General features: G+C 62.9%; 16 protein-coding genes. All 16 read right to left on the bottom strand.

The annotated features are described in order from the left end of the window. Positions 1-11: 11 nt before the first annotated feature. Positions 12-3569, bottom strand: a complete 3558-nt coding sequence (dnaE, locus tag QF015_RS21070; protein WP_310209922.1) for a DNA polymerase III subunit alpha — start codon at positions 3567-3569, stop codon at positions 12-14. 68 nt (positions 3570-3637) lie between these two features. Next, on the bottom strand, positions 3638-4564 hold the full coding sequence (locus tag QF015_RS21065; RefSeq protein ID WP_429390642.1) for an RluA family pseudouridine synthase: 927 nt from the start codon (positions 4562-4564) through the stop codon (positions 3638-3640). Then, positions 4557-5180 carry a signal peptidase II gene (gene lspA / locus QF015_RS21060; RefSeq protein WP_310209928.1) on the bottom strand — a complete coding sequence of 208 codons (624 nt, stop codon included), beginning with the start codon at positions 5178-5180 and terminating at the stop codon, positions 4557-4559. Before lspA ends, QF015_RS21065 begins: the two co-directional genes overlap by 8 nt. 99 nt (positions 5181-5279) lie before the next feature. Next, the gene (locus QF015_RS21055) at positions 5280-5978 is read right to left on the bottom strand and encodes a DivIVA domain-containing protein (RefSeq protein ID WP_207597125.1); all 699 of its coding nucleotides are present in this window, start codon (positions 5976-5978) and stop codon (positions 5280-5282) included. 156 nt (positions 5979-6134) lie between these two features. Next, positions 6135-6422 carry a YggT family protein gene (locus QF015_RS21050; protein ID WP_026542516.1) on the bottom strand — a complete coding sequence of 96 codons (288 nt, stop codon included), beginning with the start codon at positions 6420-6422 and terminating at the stop codon, positions 6135-6137. Positions 6423-6528: 106 nt separating this feature from the next. Then, complete coding sequence (locus tag QF015_RS21045) at positions 6529-7065, bottom strand: cell division protein SepF (RefSeq protein ID WP_026542515.1); 537 nt, start codon at positions 7063-7065, stop codon at positions 6529-6531. Between the two features lie 85 nt (positions 7066-7150). Beyond that, positions 7151-7909, bottom strand: a complete 759-nt coding sequence (locus QF015_RS21040; RefSeq protein WP_429390641.1) for a YggS family pyridoxal phosphate-dependent enzyme — start codon at positions 7907-7909, stop codon at positions 7151-7153. Continuing rightward, positions 7902-8630, bottom strand: a complete 729-nt coding sequence (locus QF015_RS21035; protein ID WP_429390640.1) for a polyphenol oxidase family protein — start codon at positions 8628-8630, stop codon at positions 7902-7904. Before QF015_RS21035 ends, QF015_RS21040 begins: the two co-directional genes overlap by 8 nt. Positions 8631-8655: 25 nt before the next feature. Then, positions 8656-9876, bottom strand: a complete 1221-nt coding sequence (ftsZ, locus tag QF015_RS21030; protein ID WP_141284800.1) for a cell division protein FtsZ — start codon at positions 9874-9876, stop codon at positions 8656-8658. Between the two features lie 216 nt (positions 9877-10092). Next, positions 10093-11049, bottom strand: a complete 957-nt coding sequence (locus QF015_RS21025; RefSeq protein ID WP_429390639.1) for an FtsQ-type POTRA domain-containing protein — start codon at positions 11047-11049, stop codon at positions 10093-10095. Then, positions 11042-12412 (bottom strand): UDP-N-acetylmuramate--L-alanine ligase, encoded by a 1371-nt coding sequence (gene murC, locus QF015_RS21020; RefSeq protein WP_310209941.1) that lies wholly within the window; start codon positions 12410-12412, stop codon positions 11042-11044. Before murC ends, QF015_RS21025 begins: the two co-directional genes overlap by 8 nt. After that, entirely contained in the window at positions 12409-13527 is a 1119-nt protein-coding gene (gene murG, locus QF015_RS21015) for an undecaprenyldiphospho-muramoylpentapeptide beta-N-acetylglucosaminyltransferase (protein WP_429390638.1), read from the bottom strand. The genes murC and murG overlap by 4 nt, the downstream gene beginning before the upstream one ends. Before the next feature lie 6 nt (positions 13528-13533). Beyond that, a complete protein-coding gene (gene ftsW / locus QF015_RS21010; protein WP_310209946.1) occupies positions 13534-14835 on the bottom strand; it encodes a putative lipid II flippase FtsW in 1302 nt (433 codons plus the stop codon). A 2-nt stretch (positions 14836-14837) separates the two neighbouring features. Continuing rightward, positions 14838-16427 carry a UDP-N-acetylmuramoyl-L-alanine--D-glutamate ligase gene (gene murD, locus QF015_RS21005; protein WP_429390637.1) on the bottom strand — a complete coding sequence of 530 codons (1590 nt, stop codon included), beginning with the start codon at positions 16425-16427 and terminating at the stop codon, positions 14838-14840. Next, entirely contained in the window at positions 16409-17518 is a 1110-nt protein-coding gene (gene mraY / locus QF015_RS21000; protein WP_026542506.1) for a phospho-N-acetylmuramoyl-pentapeptide-transferase, read from the bottom strand. Before mraY ends, murD begins: the two co-directional genes overlap by 19 nt. Beyond that, on the bottom strand, positions 17515-19005 hold the full coding sequence (locus QF015_RS20995; protein ID WP_429390636.1) for a UDP-N-acetylmuramoyl-tripeptide--D-alanyl-D-alanine ligase: 1491 nt from the start codon (positions 19003-19005) through the stop codon (positions 17515-17517). The genes mraY and QF015_RS20995 overlap by 4 nt, the downstream gene beginning before the upstream one ends. Position 19006 lies beyond the last annotated feature (1 nt).

The following is a 19006-nucleotide window of genomic DNA, read 5'->3' as shown; positions in this document are numbered from 1 at the left end:
CGTCCGGCCTGCTAGTTATCCAGGCAGGCCGGACCCAACAAAACTTTCAGGTCGCCAAAGAGGGACGGACTGGGGTTGACCCGCATATGGACGGGCAAGCCCATGACCTCCACCTTGGTATCACCCATGAGCTTCAACCGGACCTCCGAATTACCGCGGTGCGTCCGGAGGACATCACGCAGATCCGTCACCACGGCCTCTGTTGCCTTGAACGTAGGAATGGTAATCACCACCGGACCGTTGACGCTTTCGCTGAGGTCAGGAACGGAGAGTTCCATGCAGTTCAGGGTCACCGCTCCATCGTCACGGCGCTGCAGCCGGCCCTTGACCACCACGATCAGGTCTTCCGCCAGCACAGAGGCAATGGGTCCGTAGACCTGTCCGAAGAACATGACCTCCATGGAGGCGCCGAGGTCTTCGATCTCCGCCCGGGCGTAGGCGTTTCCGCTGGCCTTGGCGATCCTGCGGCTCAATGAGGTGATCATGCCCGCAATGGTGACGATAGCGCCGTCGTGGGGTCCATCTTCGGCGATGATCGAGGTGATGGACTGTTCCGCGTGCTGGCTGAGGACTCCTTCGAGCCCTTGCAGCGGATGGTCCGACACGTAGAGACCCAGCATGTCCCGTTCGAAGGACAGTTTGTCTTTCTTCTCCCATTCAGGCAGGTCAGGGATTTCCGTGGTGAGGGATGCTTCGGGCTCCTGGTCCTCAAAACCGGCGAAGAGATCGAACTGGCCAATCGCTTCGTTGCGCTTGAGCGTGATCACCGAGTCGATGGCTTCTTCGTGGATCATCGCCAAAGCACGGCGGTGGTGCCCCAAGGAATCGAAAGCTCCCGCCTTGATCAGCGACTCGATGGTTCGCTTGTTGCACACAACAGCCGGCACCTTCAACAGGAAGTCCTTGAACGACGTGTAGCTGCCCTCGGCGGTGCGCGTGGAGACCATGGCATCCACTACGTTGACACCGACGTTGCGGATGGCGCCCATACCGAAACGGATGTCTGTTCCCACCGGGGTGAAGTTCAACGAGGACTCGTTGACGTCCGGCGGCAGGACCGTGATGCCCATGCGCCTGCATTCGTTGAGGTAGATGGCTGACTTGTCTTTGTCATCGCCCACGGAAGTCAGCAATGCCGCCATGTATTCCGGCGCATAGTGCGCCTTCAAATAAGCCGTCCAGTAGGAGATAACGCCGTACGCGGCAGAGTGGGCTTTGTTGAAGGCGTAGTCGGAGAACGGGAGCAGGATGTCCCACAGGGTCTTGACGGCGGCCATGGAGTAGCCGTTGTCCTGCATGCCTTGGGAGAATCCGGCGAACTGCTTGTCCAGTTCGGATTTCTTCTTCTTACCCATGGCACGGCGGAGGATGTCTGCTTGGCCGAGTGAGTAGCCGGCCAGCTTCTGGGCCACGGCCATGACCTGTTCCTGGTACACGATCAAGCCGAACGTGCCACCAAGGATTTCCTTGAGCGGTTCTTCCAGCTCAGGGTGGATGGGAATGACCTCTTGGATCCCGTTCTTACGCAGGGCGTAATCGGTGTGGGCATTGGCACCCATGGGACCCGGACGGTAGAGCGCCAGGACTGCCGAGATGTCTTCAAAGTTGTCAGGTTTCATCAGCTTGAGCAGCGACCGCATGGGTCCGCCGTCGAGCTGGAAAACGCCCAGGGTATCGCCGCGGGCCAGCAGCTCGTAGGACGCCGCGTCATCGAGTTCCAGGTTTTCAAGATCCAGGTCAACACCGCGGTTCATCTTGATGTTTTCCAGGGCATCCGAAATGATCGTCAGGTTTCGAAGGCCCAGGAAGTCCATTTTGATCAGCCCGAGGCCTTCGGACGTCGGATAGTCGAACTGGGTGATGACCTGGCCGTCCTGGAAACGGCGCATGATGGGAATAACGTCAATGATGGGGTCCGAGGACATGATGACACCGGCGGCGTGGACACCCCACTGGCGTTTCAGCCCTTCGATACCCAAGGCCGTCTCAAAGACCTTGGCGGCCTCGGGGTCGGTGGCGATGAGCTGGCGGAAATCGCCTGCTTCGCTGTAGCGCTTGGACTCCGGATTCTGGATGTCCGCCAGCGGAATGTCCTTGGCCATGACAGCAGGCGGAAGCGCCTTGGTCAGGGTCTCGCCCATGCTGAAGGGGTAGCCGAGCACGCGGGAGGAGTCCTTCAGCGCCTGCTTGGTCTTGATCGTTCCGTACGTGACGATCATCGCCACGCGCTCATCGCCGTACTTCTTGGTGACGTAGTCAATCACTTCCGAGCGGCGCCGATCATCGAAGTCGACGTCGAAGTCAGGCATGGAAACGCGGTCCGGGTTCAGGAAGCGTTCAAAGATCAAGCCGTGCTGCAGGGGGTCGAGGTCGGTGATGCGCATGGCGTAAGCCACCATGGAGCCTGCACCGGAACCACGCCCGGGACCCACCCGGATCCCGTTGTTCTTGGCCCAGTTGATGAAGTCGGCAACCACCAGGAAGTAGCCCGGGAAGCCCATGGACGTAATGACGCCGAGCTCGTAGTCGGCCTGCTTGCGGACCTTGTCCGGAATGCCCTGGGGGTAACGGTACTTGAGGCCGGCGTCTACTTCCTTGACCAGCCAGGAGGTCTCGTCTTCCCCGGGCGGGCAAGGGAAGCGCGGCATGTAGTTGGCGCCGGTGTTGAACGATACTTCGCAGCGCTCGGCGATCAGCAGCGTGTTGTCGCAGGCCTCAGGGTGGTCGCGGAACAGTTCCCGCATTTCCTGCGGCGATTTCAGGTAGTAGCCACTGCCTGAGAAGGCGAAGCGGGAACCGCCGTTGTCATAGGTCGGCTCCAGGAGCGTGGAACCGGACTGGATGGCCAGCAGTGCCTCGTGGGCCTTGGCATCGTGCTCGTGGGTGTAGTGGAGGTCGTTGGTGGCCACCAACGGAAGGTTGAGCTCCTTGGCCAGGCGCAGGAGATCTCCGGTCACGCGCCGTTCAATATCCAGCCCGTGGTCCATCAACTCGCAGAAATAGTTCTCTGCACCGAAGATATCGCGGAATTCTGCAGCAGCCTCCACGGCCTCCTTGTACAGCCCAAGACGCAGCTTGGTCTGGACCTCCCCGGACGGGCAACCCGTGGTGGCGATCAAGCCCTCGGAGTAAGTGTTGAGCAACTCGCGGTCCAGCCGTGGCCACTTGCCAAAAACGGAGTCAAGGGAGGCAATGGACGAGGCCCGGAACAGGTTCCGCATGCCCACGTTGTTGTAGCTCAGGAGCGTCATGTGGGTGTACGAGCCACCACCGGAAACGTCGTCCTTGCGCTGGCTTTCGTCGCCCCAGCGTACGCGTTCCTTATCGCCCCGGGCGGTCCCGGGGGTCACATAGGCTTCGACGCCGATAATCGGCTTGATGCCCTTGTCCGTGGCCTTGCGCCAGAAGTCGAAGGCTCCGAACAGGTAGCCGTGGTCCGTGGTGGCCAGGGCGGGCATGCCCAACCGTTCGGTTTCATCGAACAGCTCACCCAGCCGGGCCGCTCCATCCAGCATGGAGTATTCGGTGTGGGTGTGCAGGTGGACGAACGAATCATTGCTGGAAGTCACCACGACAGTCTACCGTCCCGGCTCCGGCCGGACGGCGAACCTGGACGGGGTTCCTTATGCTGGGTTCCCTAAGCCGAGCCGGTGGCGAGCAGATCCAACGCGTATTGGAGGTCCGCCGGATACTCGCTGCTGACTTCCACCCATTCCCCGGTGCGGGGGTGGGTGAAGCCAAGTTGCCGGGCGTGCAGCCACTGCCGTGTCAGGCCCAGCGTGGCTGCGAGTCGTGGATCGGCGCCGTAGGTGAGATCTCCCGCACAGGGGTGCCGCAGCGCCGAAAAATGGACACGGATCTGGTGGGTCCGGCCGGTTTCCAAATGAACTTCCACCAAGGTTGCCTTGCCGAAGGCTTCAAGGACCTCGTAGTGGGTCACCGAGGGCCGCCCGTCCTCGATCACAGCGAATCGCCAGTCATGCCCGGGGTGGCGGCCAATCGGGGCATCGATGGTCCCTTCCAGCGGATCGGGAAGCCCCTGGACCACGGCATGGTAGACCTTGTCCACGGTGCGCTCTTTGAAGGCCCGCTTCAGCACCGTGTAAGCGTGTTCCGTCTTCGCCACCACCATGACGCCCGAGGTTCCGACGTCGAGCCTGTGGACGATGCCGGCCCGCTCAGGGGCCCCGGATGTCGAGATCCGGTAGCCGGCCCCCGCGAGGCCACCCACCACTGTGGGACCGACCCATCCAGGCGAGGGGTGCGCAGCAACTCCCACCGGCTTGTCAATGACAACGAAGTCCTCGTCATCCAGCAGGATCTTCAGGCCTTCCACAACTTCCTCCACGACTTCCAGGGGGTCCTGACGTTCCGGGACCGTGACATCAAGCACCGAGCCGGCGGTCAGCTTGGCCGACTTACCGAGTGCCGCGCCGCCGCTGGTCACGTTTCCTTCGGCAATCAGCAGCGCCGCCGCAGAGCGGGAGATGCCCAGCAAACGGGCCAGACCGGCATCAGCACGGGTCCCGGCCAATTCGTCCGGAACCACGACAGAGCTACTCACCAGCGGCCTCCCCGGTGGAACCGCCGCCCGGCTTGGCATCATCGGCGGGCTTGCCGGCGGCCGGTCCGGGTGCTGCCGTGTGCCGCTTCCCATCCATCCCGATGCCGCGCAACGTCAAGAGGCAGATAATGACGACGCCGGACACCACGGCTGAGTCTGCGATGTTGAAGATGGCGAAGTTCGGGAGCTGGATGAAGTCCACTACATGCCCCATGGCAAAAGACGGCTCACGGAACAACCGGTCCGTCAGGTTGCCCAGCGCTCCGCCAAGGAGCAGCCCCAGCGAAAGCGCCCACCACGCCGAACCCAGACGGCGCACTTGGAAGAGGATTGCCACGGAAACGACTGCCATGACGATCGTGAAGATCCAGGTCACATTCTCGCCGATGGAAAACGCGGCTCCCGAGTTACGGATGTAGTACCAGTGCAGCAACGGGGGCAAAACAGGAATCCGCTCGCCCTCGGTCATGGTGCTGGTCACCCAGAGCTTGGTGAGCTGGTCGAAGGTGTAGGCGAACACGGCGAAACCGGCAAAGAGCCAGAGCATCGCCGGACGCCACTTACGGCGCGCGGTGGGCGCCGGCTGAGTGGCGTCATCGGGGAAGTCGTCGGTCATAGTGCTTTCATTCGGGAAGCGTGGCGGGGCACTGTCAGGGTTTTAACAGCAAAAGCCGGTGGCCGAGGAGTCCTCAGCCACCGGCTTTCAGAATACTTGCTAAACGTCTGCGGTTGCTTCGCCGACCTCAGGGGCGGCGACGGAACCACGGGCATCCAGGTCGCGCAGCTGGCCTTCAATGTAGGCCTTCAGGCGTGAGCGGTAGTCGCGCTCGAAGCCGCGGAGCTGTTCAACCTTGCGCTCAAGGACCGAGCGCTGCTGCTCGAGGGCGCCGAGGATCTTGCGCGACTTTTCCTGGGCATCGTTGACGAGGCTGGAAGCCTCGATCTGAGCCTCGGCAATGATCTTTTCCTTCTGCTGCGCACCGTCGGAGACGTGCTTGTCGTGCATCTGCTGGGCCATGGCCAGCAGGCCTGCAGCAGATTCCGCGGAAGGGGTGACGCTGTTGGTCGCAGCGGGAGCCTTGGCTGCGGCAGCAGCAGCTGCAGCCTGCTCGGCTTCCTTCTTCTTGGCAGCTTCAGCAGCCTTGGCTTCGGCTTCTGCCTTGGCTTCAGCTTCCTTGTCGACCTTGACGGGGGCCGGAACCTTCTCAACCACCGGAGCCGCAGCAGCTGCAGCAGGCACTGCCGAACCGGCTTCGCCGAGCTTCTTGCGAAGTTCGTCATTTTCCTGGTTCAAGCGGCGAAGTTCCACCACGATCTCGTCGAGGAAGTCATCTACCTCGTCCTGGTCGTAGCCTTCGCGGAACTTGGTCGGCTGAAAGCGCTTGTTGACAACGTCTTCTGGCGTCAAAGCCATCTGGTCACCTCGTTGGTCTAGTTAGTCAGTAGGCCTTCCGGCCGTTCAAAACTACGGTACCTAAATATCATCTGGTTCCTCCAATTCAACACCATCGTGTTGAATTGGAGAATTTGCGGCCTATGGACCATCGGTGGTCCGGGTTCCGCGGAGCAGCTACGCCAGGCTGAAGGTCACTGCCATGGCGATACTGACGGCAATTATCAGGATCAGGAACCCCAAATCCAAGGAGATTCCACCCAGCTGCAATGGCGGTATCAGTCGACGAAGCCTTCCCAAGGGAGGATCCGTGACCGAGTAGACCACGTGTGCTGTAACCAACGCCACACCCCTTGGCCGCCACTGGCGGGCGAACATCTGGACCCATTCGAAGACCAGGCGGATGATCAGGGCGATGAAGAACAGAAACAACACAATATGGATAAGGCCGAAAACAATGCCCACGAGTTAGCTCAGATCTCCCACTTGTTCCGGAATGTCGATCGGTCCCTACTATTGCAACACAGATGCCAGGCAGGTTGCCCCGCCTGGCATCCGCAGAAGATCGTTGTCAGCTCTGGTTAAAGAAGCTGGCCTGCGTTTCGCTGGCCTTCTTGTCATCACCGATGACCTCAACGTACGACGGCGACAACAGGAAGACCTTGTTGGTCACCCTCTCGATACTGCCGTGGAGGCCAAACACGAGGCCGGCGGAGAAGTCCACCAAGCGCTTGGCATCGGCTTCACCCATGTCGGTGACGTTCATGATGACGGGAATGCCATCCCTGAAGCTCTCTCCGATGACCTTGGCATCGTTGTAAGAGCGGGGATGAACGGTGGTGATTTGCCTCAAGCCCGAGGCATCTTCGCGGCTGGAGGCCGCACGCTTGATGGGTGTCACGGGTGCGCGGTATTCCTCTTCGGCATCTACAGTGGGCATTTCACGGACAACTTCCCGGACGGGAGCGGGCGCCCGGCGCTCTTCCCGTTCCTGTGCCTGGGGGCGTTCTTCGTCGTGGTGCGAGGCGACGGCCTGCTCAGATTCGTAGTGTTCATCGCCGTCGGCGAGCCCAAGATAGATCATTGTCTTGCGCAGAGCGCCAGCCATGGTGCACTCCTATCGTTTCTGCAGTAGGCGGGCCGCCATGACGTGACATATTGGAACCCCGGCCCGTCATTCCAATACTTTGACGCTACCCCACGGCCGGACGTGAACCGAGAATATCGGAGCCAATTCTCAGGTGTGTCGCCCCGAACTTCACTGCTGCTTCCAGGTCCTGGCTCATCCCTGCGGATATCGCTGCAGAGGCGGGATGAGCGGCCCTGAGCACTTCGGATATGCCGGCCAGCTTTTCGAACGCAGCCTCGGGATCTGCCCCCAACGGAGCCACGGCCATGAGTCCGGACAACTGCAGGCCGGACGCTGATTCGATCTTGTCCGCCAGCACCTCCACATCGGCCGGGCTGGCACCACCGCGGTGAGCACCGGCGTCGTCGTCCAGACCAACCTGGATGAAACAGTCGAGGTCGGCCCGTCCGGTGGCCTCTTGCTCCCGCGCCACGGCTTTGGCCAAAGCGTCCACGACCTGGAGCCTGTCGATCGACTGAACAGACGCGGCATACTTGGCAACCGACTTCGCTTTGTTGCTTTGCAGCTGGCCTATGAAATGCCAGCGAATATCCAGATCTGCAAGGCCGGCACTTTTGGAGGCGGCCTCCTGGTCACGGTTTTCTCCGACGTCGGTCACGCCAAGGGCGGCAAGCCGGCGCACATCCTCTGCGGGATGAAACTTGGTGACCACAATCAGCCGCGGCGGGTCGTGCCGCCCGGCGGCCGCCACAGCAGTGTCAATCCGGTGCCTGACCAGATCGAGCCGCCGCGAGAGTTCAGCAGCGCGGGAGTCTCCCACCACGCCGTGGCCCTGCTCGTCGTCCTGACCGAGGTTAATCATGTGTCCACACCAAACCCGCAAATCGACCGCTCCGGGAGTCCCGGCGGTATGAAAAAAGTGAATCATTCTCCAGCGTGCACTCCCCGGAGTACTCCAAGGGGACATCCAACGCTGCCAACTGGGCCCGCACGCCGGCCGGCAGGTCAAGGGCCGGAGTCCCCCAGGACGTGGAAGACCACGTTTCCGGAACCTGCCGGGACACGGCTGCCCGCAATTCGTCCGGCACCTCGTAGCAAGCACCACAAATGGAAGGACCCAGCCATGCGCGGATCTCCACGGCACCGCGGACCCGCATTTCCTCCACGGTGGCGGGGACAACCGCAGAAGCAACCCCGGGTCGCCCCGCGTGGGCGACAGCAATGACGGGGCGGTTGCCGCCGGCATCGTTTCCGACAAACACCACAGGGACGCAATCGGCCACCATGACAGCCAACGGTTGCGCCGCCTTGCGCGAGCGTGAAGCAGGCGGCGTGGCAGCCGAAACCATGGCATCCGCCGTGGGTCCTGGACCGTACGCTTCGATGGACACCACGGTGTTGCCATGAACTTGGTCCATGAACTGGAACCGTTCGTCGCCAAGGCCCGCAGCCTGTTCCAACACAACACGACGGGCCAGGACATCAGTGGGGTTGTCCCCCACGTGGAGAGCCAGGTTCCCGGCGTCCGTATCCGTGAAGGCTACGGAAACGCCGGGCTGAACCTCATTGCGCCACCAAAACACCAGGTACTGTCTCTCCGGACGCGGCTTACTTCAGGAAGTCGGGAACGTCGAGATCGTCGGAGCGGCTACCCGAAAGATCGGGCTCCACTACCGCCGGCAGATCAACGTCAAAGCCGGAGTCGGCAGGCAGGGCGGACGGACGCTGCTGGCCCCAGTTGCTCAAGCCTGCAGCACCGATGCCTGCCGTTGCGTGCTGCGGTGCTGCCGCGTTGGACGGAGCACTGCTCGGCGCGGCGGGGCGATCCGAAGGCACAGGGTTCTGGGCCGGACGGGACTGGTCCATGGAGGGTGACGTCGCCTTGACGTCATCGAAACCGGCGGCAATGACAGTCACGCGCGCTTCATCGCCAAGGGCGTCGTCAATGACTGCGCCGAAGATGATGTTCGCCTCGGGGTGGGCCACTTCCTGGACCAGGCGCGCGGCCTCGTTGATTTCGAACAGACCCAGATCAGATCCGCCCTGGATGGACAGCAGGACGCCGTGGGCGCCGTCAATGGAGGCTTCCAGGAGCGGGGAGGCAATGGCCAGTTCCGCAGCCTTGACGGCACGGTCTTCACCGCGGGCCGATCCGATACCCATCAGGGCCGAACCTGCACCCTGCATGACGGACTTGACGTCGGCGAAGTCCAGGTTGATCAGGCCCGGAGTGGTAATAAGGTCGGTGATGCCCTGGACACCCGACAACAGCACCTGGTCCGCAGAACGGAAGGCGTCCAGAACGGAGACGTTGCGATCACTGATGGACAGGAGGCGATCGTTGGGGATGACGATCAGGGTGTCGACTTCGTCGCGAAGGGCGTCAATGCCGGCCTCGGCAGATCCTGCACGGCGGCGGCCTTCGAAGGTGAACGGACGCGTCACGACACCGATGGTCAGCGCACCCAGGGAGCGGGCGATGCGCGCGACGACGGGAGCGCCGCCGGTGCCGGTACCGCCGCCTTCACCGGCGGTCACGAAGACCATGTCGGCGCCGCGGAGAACTTCTTCGATCTCGTCAGCGTGGTCTTCTGCGGCCTGCTTGCCGACCTCGGGGTTCGCACCGGCACCAAGGCCGCGCGTGAGTTCACGTCCAACGTCAAGCTTGACGTCGGCGTCGCTCATGAGCAGCGCCTGCGCGTCAGTGTTGATGGCGATGAACTCGACGCCCCGAAGGCCCACCTCGATCATGCGGTTGACTGCGTTCACGCCACCGCCGCCGATGCCGACGACCTTGATGACGGCCAAGTAATTCTGCGGTGCTGCCACGTTTCGTGCCCCTTGCTTGTGTCCTATAGCGAAACTGATCGAGTCCAACTTGAATTCTTGGACCTTAACCCTCTAGTTGAAGGTTATAGTTATGTCAAGTAACTCTACTGCGACGGTATTTCCTATGGTTCGCACATGCAATCTCCGCTTGCGCGTGTCGTGCGATTGCCGCGAAATAAGGCCACCGGCGGCCGTAGGTTACGTTCTCGAAGCTGGTTATTTGGTGAATGGATGCCGCGGGACGCTGACGTCGTAGACACTCACGGGAACCTTCGGGTCCACCGGCATCTTGAGCAGCGCTTCAAGTGCCTTCGCCTTCAATTCCCTGTCCTCGGCATTGCCCCACACTACCGTCTTTCCATCCAGCAGTTTGAGCTCCACGGCATCCGCGGACGCCGCAGAGGCCGTGGACATCCTGGCGAGGACGTCGGCAGGCAAGGTATCCAGAACCGCTGCAATAGCTTTGAAAAGCTCCGTGTTGGTGGCTCCGGCGCCCGCGTCGATCAGTGGCAGCGCCACCGCGGACTGGTCCTTGGTCACACCCAGCTGCACGCCGTCCACGTCCACCATGACGTACGAGTCGCCCTGCTTCAGCAGGGCCACGGGAACACGCTCGTTCACGTGCACCAGCAGCTCAGACGGCGGGCGCGCTTCCATCGTTGCGGAGCGGACCTGGACAAGGGGCTTCAAGAGCTCATTGATCTCTTGTTCGCTTACCTGCGGCAGCGGCTTGCCTTCAAGGCCCGACAAAGCTTTTTGCACGGCCTCCGGCGTCAGCAGCGTCGTACCGTCAACCGTGATGGTTTTAACGGCGAGTACCGGCGAGAACACCGCTCCGGCGATCAAGGCCGCCACCACGGCGATAATGATGGAGAGCGTCCACACCACAAGCCTTCGCTTGCGACGGCCCTTGGGCTCCGGAAAAACAATGACGTTGTCGGACGCCTTGGCATTCTGCGGTGACGTGGCATCCCGTGGTGACGTGGCACCCTGTGGAGACTTGGCACGCTGGGTCGACGCAGCAGCAGACGGCCGTGACGCAGGTGCTTGCTTCACGTCCGGCTCGATGGAACGTTGGGCGCTGATCACGCCATCCGCGCCTGCCGGCCGGGCAGCATCAGCCGGGCGGGGCTCGGCTCCGGCCCTGTACGTCGGCTTGCGGGTGCTAGCCACCCAACTCCTCCACGATCATTGGCCCGTACGCCGTCACGTCGCCGGCTCCGACGGTCAGGACGACGTCCCCGTCGTGTGCGACGGCCACCAGGGCCTCCACAGCTTCATCCGCCGTCACCAGCCGGCCGGTGGCCAGCTGATCGGCAATCAACGCACTGGTGACGCCGGGGATGGGATCCTCGCGTGCTGGATAGATGTCCAGGATCAACGCGGTATCCGCCGCGTTCAAAGCCTCGGCGAACTCGTTGGCAAATTCGCGCGTGCGTGAAAAAAGGTGCGGCTGGAAAAGGACGTGGACTTTGTTGCCGCCGGCTACCGAGCGGGCGGCGGACAGGGCTGCACGCACTTCCGTGGGGTGGTGGGCGTAGTCGTCATAGACCCGCACTCCCCTCCCTTGGCCCTTGAGTTCAAACCGTCGTGACGCGCCAGTGAAGTGGCCCAGCGCTGCGGCGGCAGCGTCGGGTTCAACACCGAGTTCGACGGCGACCGCGAACGCGGCTGCCGCGTTCAGCGCGTTGTGCCGCCCGGGAACCTGCAGTTCCACCCGGTGGACATCGGCCCCGATGGCGACCGAAACGTCGCCGGGACCGCCGTCGGCAAGCCGGATGTCGGCGTCGTCCGATGTCCCGTAAGTCAGCACCCTCGTGGTTCCCGTGGATGCGGTGCGTTCGGCGAGGGCGCGGGCACCGGCGTCGTCGGCACAGGCGAGAAGAACGCCGTCCGCCGGCAGGAGTGCCGCAAAGCTGTCAAAGGAGGCAAAGACCGCTTCAGGCGTTCCGTAGTGGTCAAGATGGTCGGCTTCCACGTTCGTCACCACGGCGATCAGCGGCCGGTAATTGAGGAAGGAACCATCCGATTCGTCGGCTTCCGCAACAAAGATGTCCGACTCCCCGTGTGCTGCATTGACCCCCAACGCGGGAACGTTCGCGCCAATGGCAAAGGACGGGTCAAAGCCGGCTTCCTTCAGCAGGACGGCGATCATGGACGTGGTGGTGGATTTGCCATGGGTGCCTGCCACGGTGACGACACGGTGGCCCGCCATGGTGGCGGCCAAGGCTTCGGAGCGGTGCAGCACGGGCAGCCCGGCGGCACGCGCCGCGGCCAGCTCCGGATTGTCGGCACGGATGGCCGAGCCGGCCACGATCGTCTGGGCATCAGCCAGATTGCCAGGCTCGTAGCCCACCGCGATGCGCGCCCCGGCTGAGGAGAGGTCGTGCATCACCGGCAGGTCCTTGGCATCCGTACCGCTGACCGGGACACCCCGGGCAACCATGATGCGGGCGACTGCGGACATTCCCACGCCACCGATGCCAATGAAGTGGACGCGACCCAGGGATTCGAGGGGGGCGATGGTGGTGCTCATGCGGATACCGCTTCCAGGACAAGATCAGCCATACGCTGATCGGCGTTTCTAATACCAAGGGCTTCTGACGTGCGGGCCATGTCGAGCAGCCGGTCGCGGTTCGAAAGAAGCGGAATCAGTTCAGCCTCAATCCATTCCGGGCTGAGGTCCTTGTCGTCCACCAGGAGCGCTCCGCCCGCCTGGACCAAGGGAGCAGCGTTCAGCGCCTGCTCCCCGTTGCCGATGGGCAAGGGTACAAACACGGCGGGGACACCCACCGCGGCTACTTCGCTGACCGTTCCTGCTCCAGCACGGGCCAGGAGGACATCGGCGGCTGCATAGACCGTCTCCATGCCATCCACGTACTCGACCTGGCGATACCCTTCGGCGGCGAGCAGGCCTCCGTCGTCGTTGAGGACGCTTTTGCCGTTGCCCGTGATGTGCAGGGTCTGGACGCCAGCCGCCGCCAGTGCCGGCAGGGCGGCCACGATGGAACGGTTGATGCTAAGGGCGCCGGAGGAACCACCGGTGACGATCAATGCCGGGCGTTCCGGATCCAAGCCCAGTGACGCCTTGGCCGCCGGCGCCGCCGTGTCCCTGTGGAGACCCGAGATGGCGCGTCGCATCGGCATTCCAACGTGCCGGGCCCCCCGCAACCGTGTTCCGGCGAACGCCACCGCGACGTGATGGGTGAACCGGGCTCCCACGCGGTTGGCCAGGCCGGCTTTCATGTTGGCTTCGTGGATGACGATGGGGATTCCCAGTTTCCTGGCTGCGAGATACATCGGCGTGCAGACGTAGCCGCCCACACCCACCAGGACATCCGCATTGGCTTCTTCGAGGATGCCACGGGCCTGACGGACCGCTGCCCTCAAACGGCCGGGCAGCTTGAGGAGGTCAGCTGAGGGACGCCGCGGAAACGGCACACGGTCGATGGTGGCCAAGTTGTAGCCGGCTGCGGGTATGAGCCGTGTCTCCATGCCCGACGGAGTCCCTACCGCCAGGATGGCGGCCTCAGGACACCTGTCCTTGATGGCATCGGCGATGGCCAGCAGGGGACTCACGTGCCCGGCCGTTCCGCCGCCTGCCAGGACGACGGACAAGGGCTTGGATGCGTTGCGGAAGTCAGAAGTCATGAAGTGCTAAGTACGCTTTCGTGCGGTTTTCGGAGAACGGCGCGGCAGGAACCGGGGGCGCTGCTGGGGCGGCAATTGGCCCCGGGCCAAGGACAACACTACGCCCACGCCACACAGCGACATCACCAGGGCCGAGCCTCCGTAGGAGATGAACGGGAGCGGCACTCCAACCACCGGAAGAAGCTGGGTCACTACTGCCATGTTCATGCTGGCCTGGCCCAGGAGCCACACCATGATGCCACCTGCGAGGGTTCGCTGGAATGGATCTGTTTGCCTGACCACCACGCGGAAAATAGCGATTCCGAGGATGGCGAACAACACCAGAACCACCAGTGTGCCCACAAGCCCAAGTTCTTCCCCGATGATGGCGAAGATGAAGTCGTTGTGGGCTTCGGGAAGCCAGTTGTACTTCTGCCGGCTTTGGCCAAGGCCCAGTCCTGTCCAGCTCCCCTGCGCCAGACCATACATGCCGTTGGTGGACTGGAAGTCGAAATCGAAGTTTTCGGTACAGGAAGCCGAAGCCGTACCCAACCACGACGTAATGCGGCAGATCCGGTTGGCGCTGCTGATGGTGCCCAGGACAGCGCCTGCTGCGCCCACGGCACCGGCTATGGCCAGCATCTTTCCGGGCACGCCGGCGAAGTAGAGCCCAGCAGCTGTAATGGCCGCAATGACAATCACGGTGCCAAGGTCGTTACCGAGCATCACCAACGCAATCACCAGGCCCGCTCCGGGTACCACGGGGATGATCACGTGCCACCAGCGATGCAGGAGCTTTTGCTTGCGGGCCAGTACGGCTGCGATCCAGACACACAGGACGAGCTTGGCCATCTCCGACGGCTGGAGTGTCACCCCGCCGATGTCGATCCAGTTCTTGTTGCCGTTAACGCTGTTTCCCATGACCTGAACCAGGACCAGGAGCACCACGACGCCGCCCAGGGCCCACCAGGACAGCCTTTTCATCCAGTTCACGTTGGTTCGCGAGATGACGTACATGGCTGCAGCTCCGAGCACGCCGAATCCGGCCTGCTTCAGGGCATCCGCGTAGGGCGACTTCCCTTCGGAGATCGCCTCGACGCTCGAAGCCGACAACACCATCATGATGCCGATGGCAGTCAGTGCCAGGGCGCAACCGAGGATGAGGTAGTAAGTGGAACTGTTGGGCGCTTTGTCCTTGCCTTCAAGGCTGTCCCAAAAGTTGCGCAGCTGTCCGCGGAGCCCGGAAGGCTTCTTCCCGGACTTGGCCGGAGCCTTGGGTTTCCCGTCCCGTGGGTCTTTTCCGCGGGTGCGGGTGGGCGTGCTGACCATTGTTACTCCTCGGTGGTCGGTGCCTGCCCTTCCACAAGCTCGCGAACTGCCTGGACGAAAGCATCGCCGCGGTGAGCGTAGGAAGAGAACTGATCCATGGATGCAGCCGCGGGTGCCATCAGGACGGTGTCCCCTGGCATGGCCAGTTCGGCCGCCGACGCCACGGCCTGGGCCATGATGGCCTCGCCGTAGATGGGCGAAGCGGCGTTGCCGGCTCCGGTCTGCACCTTTTCAGTGTCGCCCTTGGCTTGCGCTATCACGGGGACATCCGGCGCGTGTCGCTGGAGCGAGCCTTCGAGGGCCTCGGTGTCGGTACCGATCAGAACGACGGCTTTCAGCCGGGGTGCGTGCTCTTTGACAAGGTCGTCATAGTTGACGCCCTTGGAGAGTCCGCCCGCGATCCACACCACCTGGTTGAAGGACGACAGCGCGGCGGAAGCAGCGTGCGGATTGGTGGCCTTGGAGTCATTGATCCACAGAACATCGTTGTGCTTGGCTACCAACTGGATTCGGTGGGCACCCGGCAGATAGTTGGCCAACCCTTGCTTCACGGCTGCCGGTTCAATCCCGTAGGCGCGGACCAAGGCGGCAGCGGCCAGGGCGTTGGCTACCATGTGGCGCGGTGCCACGGGACCGAGGTCCGACATGGCAGCGAGCTCGGCCGCCGAGTCCTTGCGCTCGGCAATGAACGCACGGTCAACCAGCAGTCCATCCACGACGCCCAGCATACTGATGGCAGGGGTATTGGTGGTGAATCCCACCGCGCGGCACCCTTCCACGACGTCGGCGTTCTCCACCATGCGTTCGGTTTCGATTTGTTCCGCGTTGTAGATGGCGGCCTTTTGGGTGTTCTCATACACCTTGGCTTTGTCCGCGAGGTACGAGGCGTAGGATCCGTGCCAATCCACGTGGTCTTCAGCGACGTTGAGGCACACACTGGCCACCGGTGACAGAGAGTGGCTCCAGTGCAGCTGGAAGCTGGAGAGCTCGACAGCGAACGCGTCGTAGTCCACAGGATCCCGCAGTGCATCAAGGATCGGTGTACCCACATTTCCCACGGCGATGGCTTTGAGCCCGGCGGCCTGCAGCATGGATTCAGTCATGCCCACGGTGGTGGTCTTGCCGTTGGTGCCCGTAATGGCCAGCCAGTCCGCCGTCTTGCGCCCCGCACGGACGCGGACACGCCACGCAAGCTCGACGTCTCCCCAGACGGGAATGTGCTTCCGCTTGGCGGCGGCCAGCAGGGCTTGGTCGGGACGCCATCCCGGCGAGGTGACAACCAATTCGGGCAGGGCGTCGTCGATCAGCGGAAGGGCGTTGACAGCGTCCTCACCCAGGAGCACGTCAACGGCTCCGACGATCTTCAGGGTGTCCGCCTGGGCCTTGGCCTTGGTGGAGGTGGCGGCATCAACCACCACAACCCTGGCACCGAGCTCGATGAGGGTGTCAGCGGCCGAGAAGCCGGACACGCCGATTCCCGTCACCACTACCCGAAGGCCGCTCCAGTCAGAGTCCCAGCTGGTGAGTCCGTTGAGCCTGTCGGCGGCGGACGCCTGGGCGTCGGGGCTTCCATTCACAGCAGTACCACCCATTCAGCGTAGAAAATTCCGAGGCCGGCGGCCACGAAGAGACCGGCGAGGATCCAGAAGCGGACCACCACGGTGACTTCCGCCCAGCCCTTCAATTCAAAGTGGTGTTGAAGCGGTGCCATCTTGAAGACACGTTTGCCGCCGCTGAGCTTGAAGAAGCCCACCTGGATGATGACCGAAAGGGTGATCAGGACGAACAGGCCACCGATGAAGGCCAGCAACAGTTCGGTGCGGGACAGGATGGCGAAGGCCGCAACTGCGCCGCCGATCGCCAGGGAACCGGTATCCCCCATGAAGATCTTCGCCGGGGACGTGTTCCACCACAGGAAGCCCACCAAGGCAGCACTCAGGATCGCCGCCAGCAGCGCAAGGTCCATGGGGTCGCGGACTTGGTAACAGCCGCTTCCTGCCTCCCGCGGTGACCCGCAGGCTTGGTTGTTCTGCCAGATTCCCATGATGGTGTAGGCGCCGAAGACCATGATGGAAGCACCGGCCGCCAGGCCGTCCAGCCCATCTGTCAGGTTCACCCCGTTGGTAGCGGCAGTGATGATCAGGTTGGACCACACGATGAAGAGGATGGCACCGAGCACGGTACCGCCGAACGCCAGGTCCAGCCATGGGATATCGCGCACCAGCGAGATCTGGGTCGATGCCGGACGCAGGCCGTCCTCATTGGGAAACTGCAGCACCAGGACGGCGAAGATGATGCCTACCGCGGCCTGGAGGATCAGCTTGGCGCGGGCATTCAAGCCCAGGCTTCGCTTGTTGGAGATCTTGATGTAGTCGTCCAGGAAGCCAACAAAGCCCATGCCCACCATCAGGAACAGCAGGAGGAGCCCCGAAGCGGAAGGTCCCGGAGAGCGGGGGTTCATCATCCACATGATCAGGTGCGTCACGAAGTAGCTGATCAAGACGGCCGCAACCACCACGGTTCCACCCATCGTGGGCGTGCCGCGCTTGGTGTGATGCGACGTCGGACCGTCGTCCCGGATGAATTGGCCATAGCTCTTGGCCACGAGGAACCTGATGAACAGGGGTGTCCCTATCAGGGCCACCAGAAGGGCGACGCCGGCGCCGATCAAAAGTGCAATCACAGCAGCTCGTTCCCTTCGCTTGCGGTCGATCCGGCCGCGTTGTCTCCGGTGGGCTCGGCCCGTGGAGGTAATGCTATCCGATCACCCAAATGCCGCAGCCCCACCCCGTTGGAGGATTTGAACAACACCAGGTCACCGGGTTCAAGCTCGTTTTGCAGGAGCTCGTAAGCTTCTTCGACCGTCTCGGTGAACGAGCACTCGTCACCCCAGGAGCCTTCCTGGATGGCTGAGACGTACAGGGCACGCGCTTCGCGTCCCACCACCACCAGCCGGGAGATGTTCAACCGGACTACCTGTGTACCCACAGCGGTGTGCTCCCGGATTGAGTCCTCGCCCAGTTCGAGCATGGCCCCGAGGACCGCCCAGGTCCTTCGGCCTTGGCCGAGGTCTGCCAGGGTGCGCAGCGCGGCCCGCATGGATTCCGGATTCGCGTTGTAGGCGTCGTTGATGATGGTGACGCCGTCGGCGCGTTCCGTACGCTCCATACGCCAGCGGCTGGCTGCCGACTGTGAGCTCAGGGAGGAGGCGATGTCCGCTGCCGGGATGCCTGCGGCGAACGCGGCCGCGGCAGCGGCCAACAGGTTGGTCACATGGTGGCCGCCGATCAGGCGGCTTCGCACCTCGACGGCAGGTCCGCCGTCGGGCAGGACAAGATCAAAGTCCGGGAAACCCTGGGCATTGACCACGACGTTGCGTGCCTCGACTTCTTCAGTGGTGGCAGGTGAGGCGGTGAACCCCAGGACCTTGGCTTTGGTCCGGCTGCGCATGGCAGCAACGCGGCCATCGTCCAGGTTGATGACAGCCGTGCCGTGCTCGCTGAGGGCTTCAACGAGTTCGCCCTTGGTTTTGGCGATGTTCTCCACGCCGCCGAACTCACCTGCGTGTGCCGTGCCGACGACGAGGACGACGCCAATGTCCGGTTTGACCATCTCTGCGAGGTACTTGATATGCCCCAGTCCCGTGGCACCCATCTCGATCACCAGGTACCGGGTCTCGGCGTCGGCGGCGAACACCGTCAAGGGCACGCCCACCTCACCGTTGTAGGAACCCTGCGGCGCCACTGTCTTGCCGGCTGTCGAAAGGACACCCGCCAAGAGGTCCTTGGTGGTGGTCTTGCCGGCCGACCCGGTGATGCCGATGACCGTGAAATCCTCGCCACGCTGCGCGCGTTCAGCGCGGATGCGGCGGACGGCTTCCGCGGCCAGCCTGCCCATGGCCAGGACCGCGTCATCAACAACGACGGCGGGGAAAAGGCTTCCGGCGGCATCGGCCACTTCGCGTTCGGCGAGGACCAGGACGGCGCCGCGATCGAAGGCGGCGTCGACGAAGTCGTGGCCGTCGGCATGCTCGCCGGGCTTGGCCACGTACAGCGAACCGGGTGTCGCTTCCCGTGAGTCAGTGACGACAGAGGTGGGCACGACGTCCGTAACTCCGGTCAATCGGCCATGGGTGATGTCGGCGATCTCCGCCGCAGTAAGTGCAATCATC

The sequence above is a fragment of the Paenarthrobacter sp. TE4293 genome, assembly GCF_050435325.1.
GTDB classification, from domain to species: Bacteria; Actinomycetota; Actinomycetes; order Actinomycetales; family Micrococcaceae; genus Arthrobacter; species Arthrobacter nitroguajacolicus_C.
The sequence above is the reverse complement of the archived record's forward strand: the minus strand, read 5'-3'. Positions and strand labels throughout refer to the sequence as shown.

Coding starts and splice junctions, on each gene's coding strand:
- lspA (WP_310209928.1), bottom strand. CDS start 5,180: ATGACCGACGACTTCCCCGATGACGCCACTCAGCCGGCGCCCACCGCG.
- QF015_RS21055 (WP_207597125.1), bottom strand. CDS start 5,978: ATGGCTTTGACGCCAGAAGACGTTGTCAACAAGCGCTTTCAGCCGACC.
- QF015_RS21045 (WP_026542515.1), bottom strand. CDS start 7,065: ATGGCTGGCGCTCTGCGCAAGACAATGATCTATCTTGGGCTCGCCGAC.
- QF015_RS21040 (WP_429390641.1), bottom strand. CDS start 7,909: ATGATTAACCTCGGTCAGGACGACGAGCAGGGCCACGGCGTGGTGGGA.
- murC (WP_310209941.1), bottom strand. CDS start 12,412: ATGAGCACCACCATCGCCCCCCTCGAATCCCTGGGTCGCGTCCACTTC.
- murG (WP_429390638.1), bottom strand. CDS start 13,527: ATGACTTCTGACTTCCGCAACGCATCCAAGCCCTTGTCCGTCGTCCTG.
- ftsW (WP_310209946.1), bottom strand. CDS start 14,835: ATGGTCAGCACGCCCACCCGCACCCGCGGAAAAGACCCACGGGACGGG.
- murD (WP_429390637.1), bottom strand. CDS start 16,427: ATGGGTGGTACTGCTGTGAATGGAAGCCCCGACGCCCAGGCGTCCGCC.
- QF015_RS20995 (WP_429390636.1), bottom strand. CDS start 19,005: ATGATTGCACTTACTGCGGCGGAGATCGCCGACATCACCCATGGCCGA.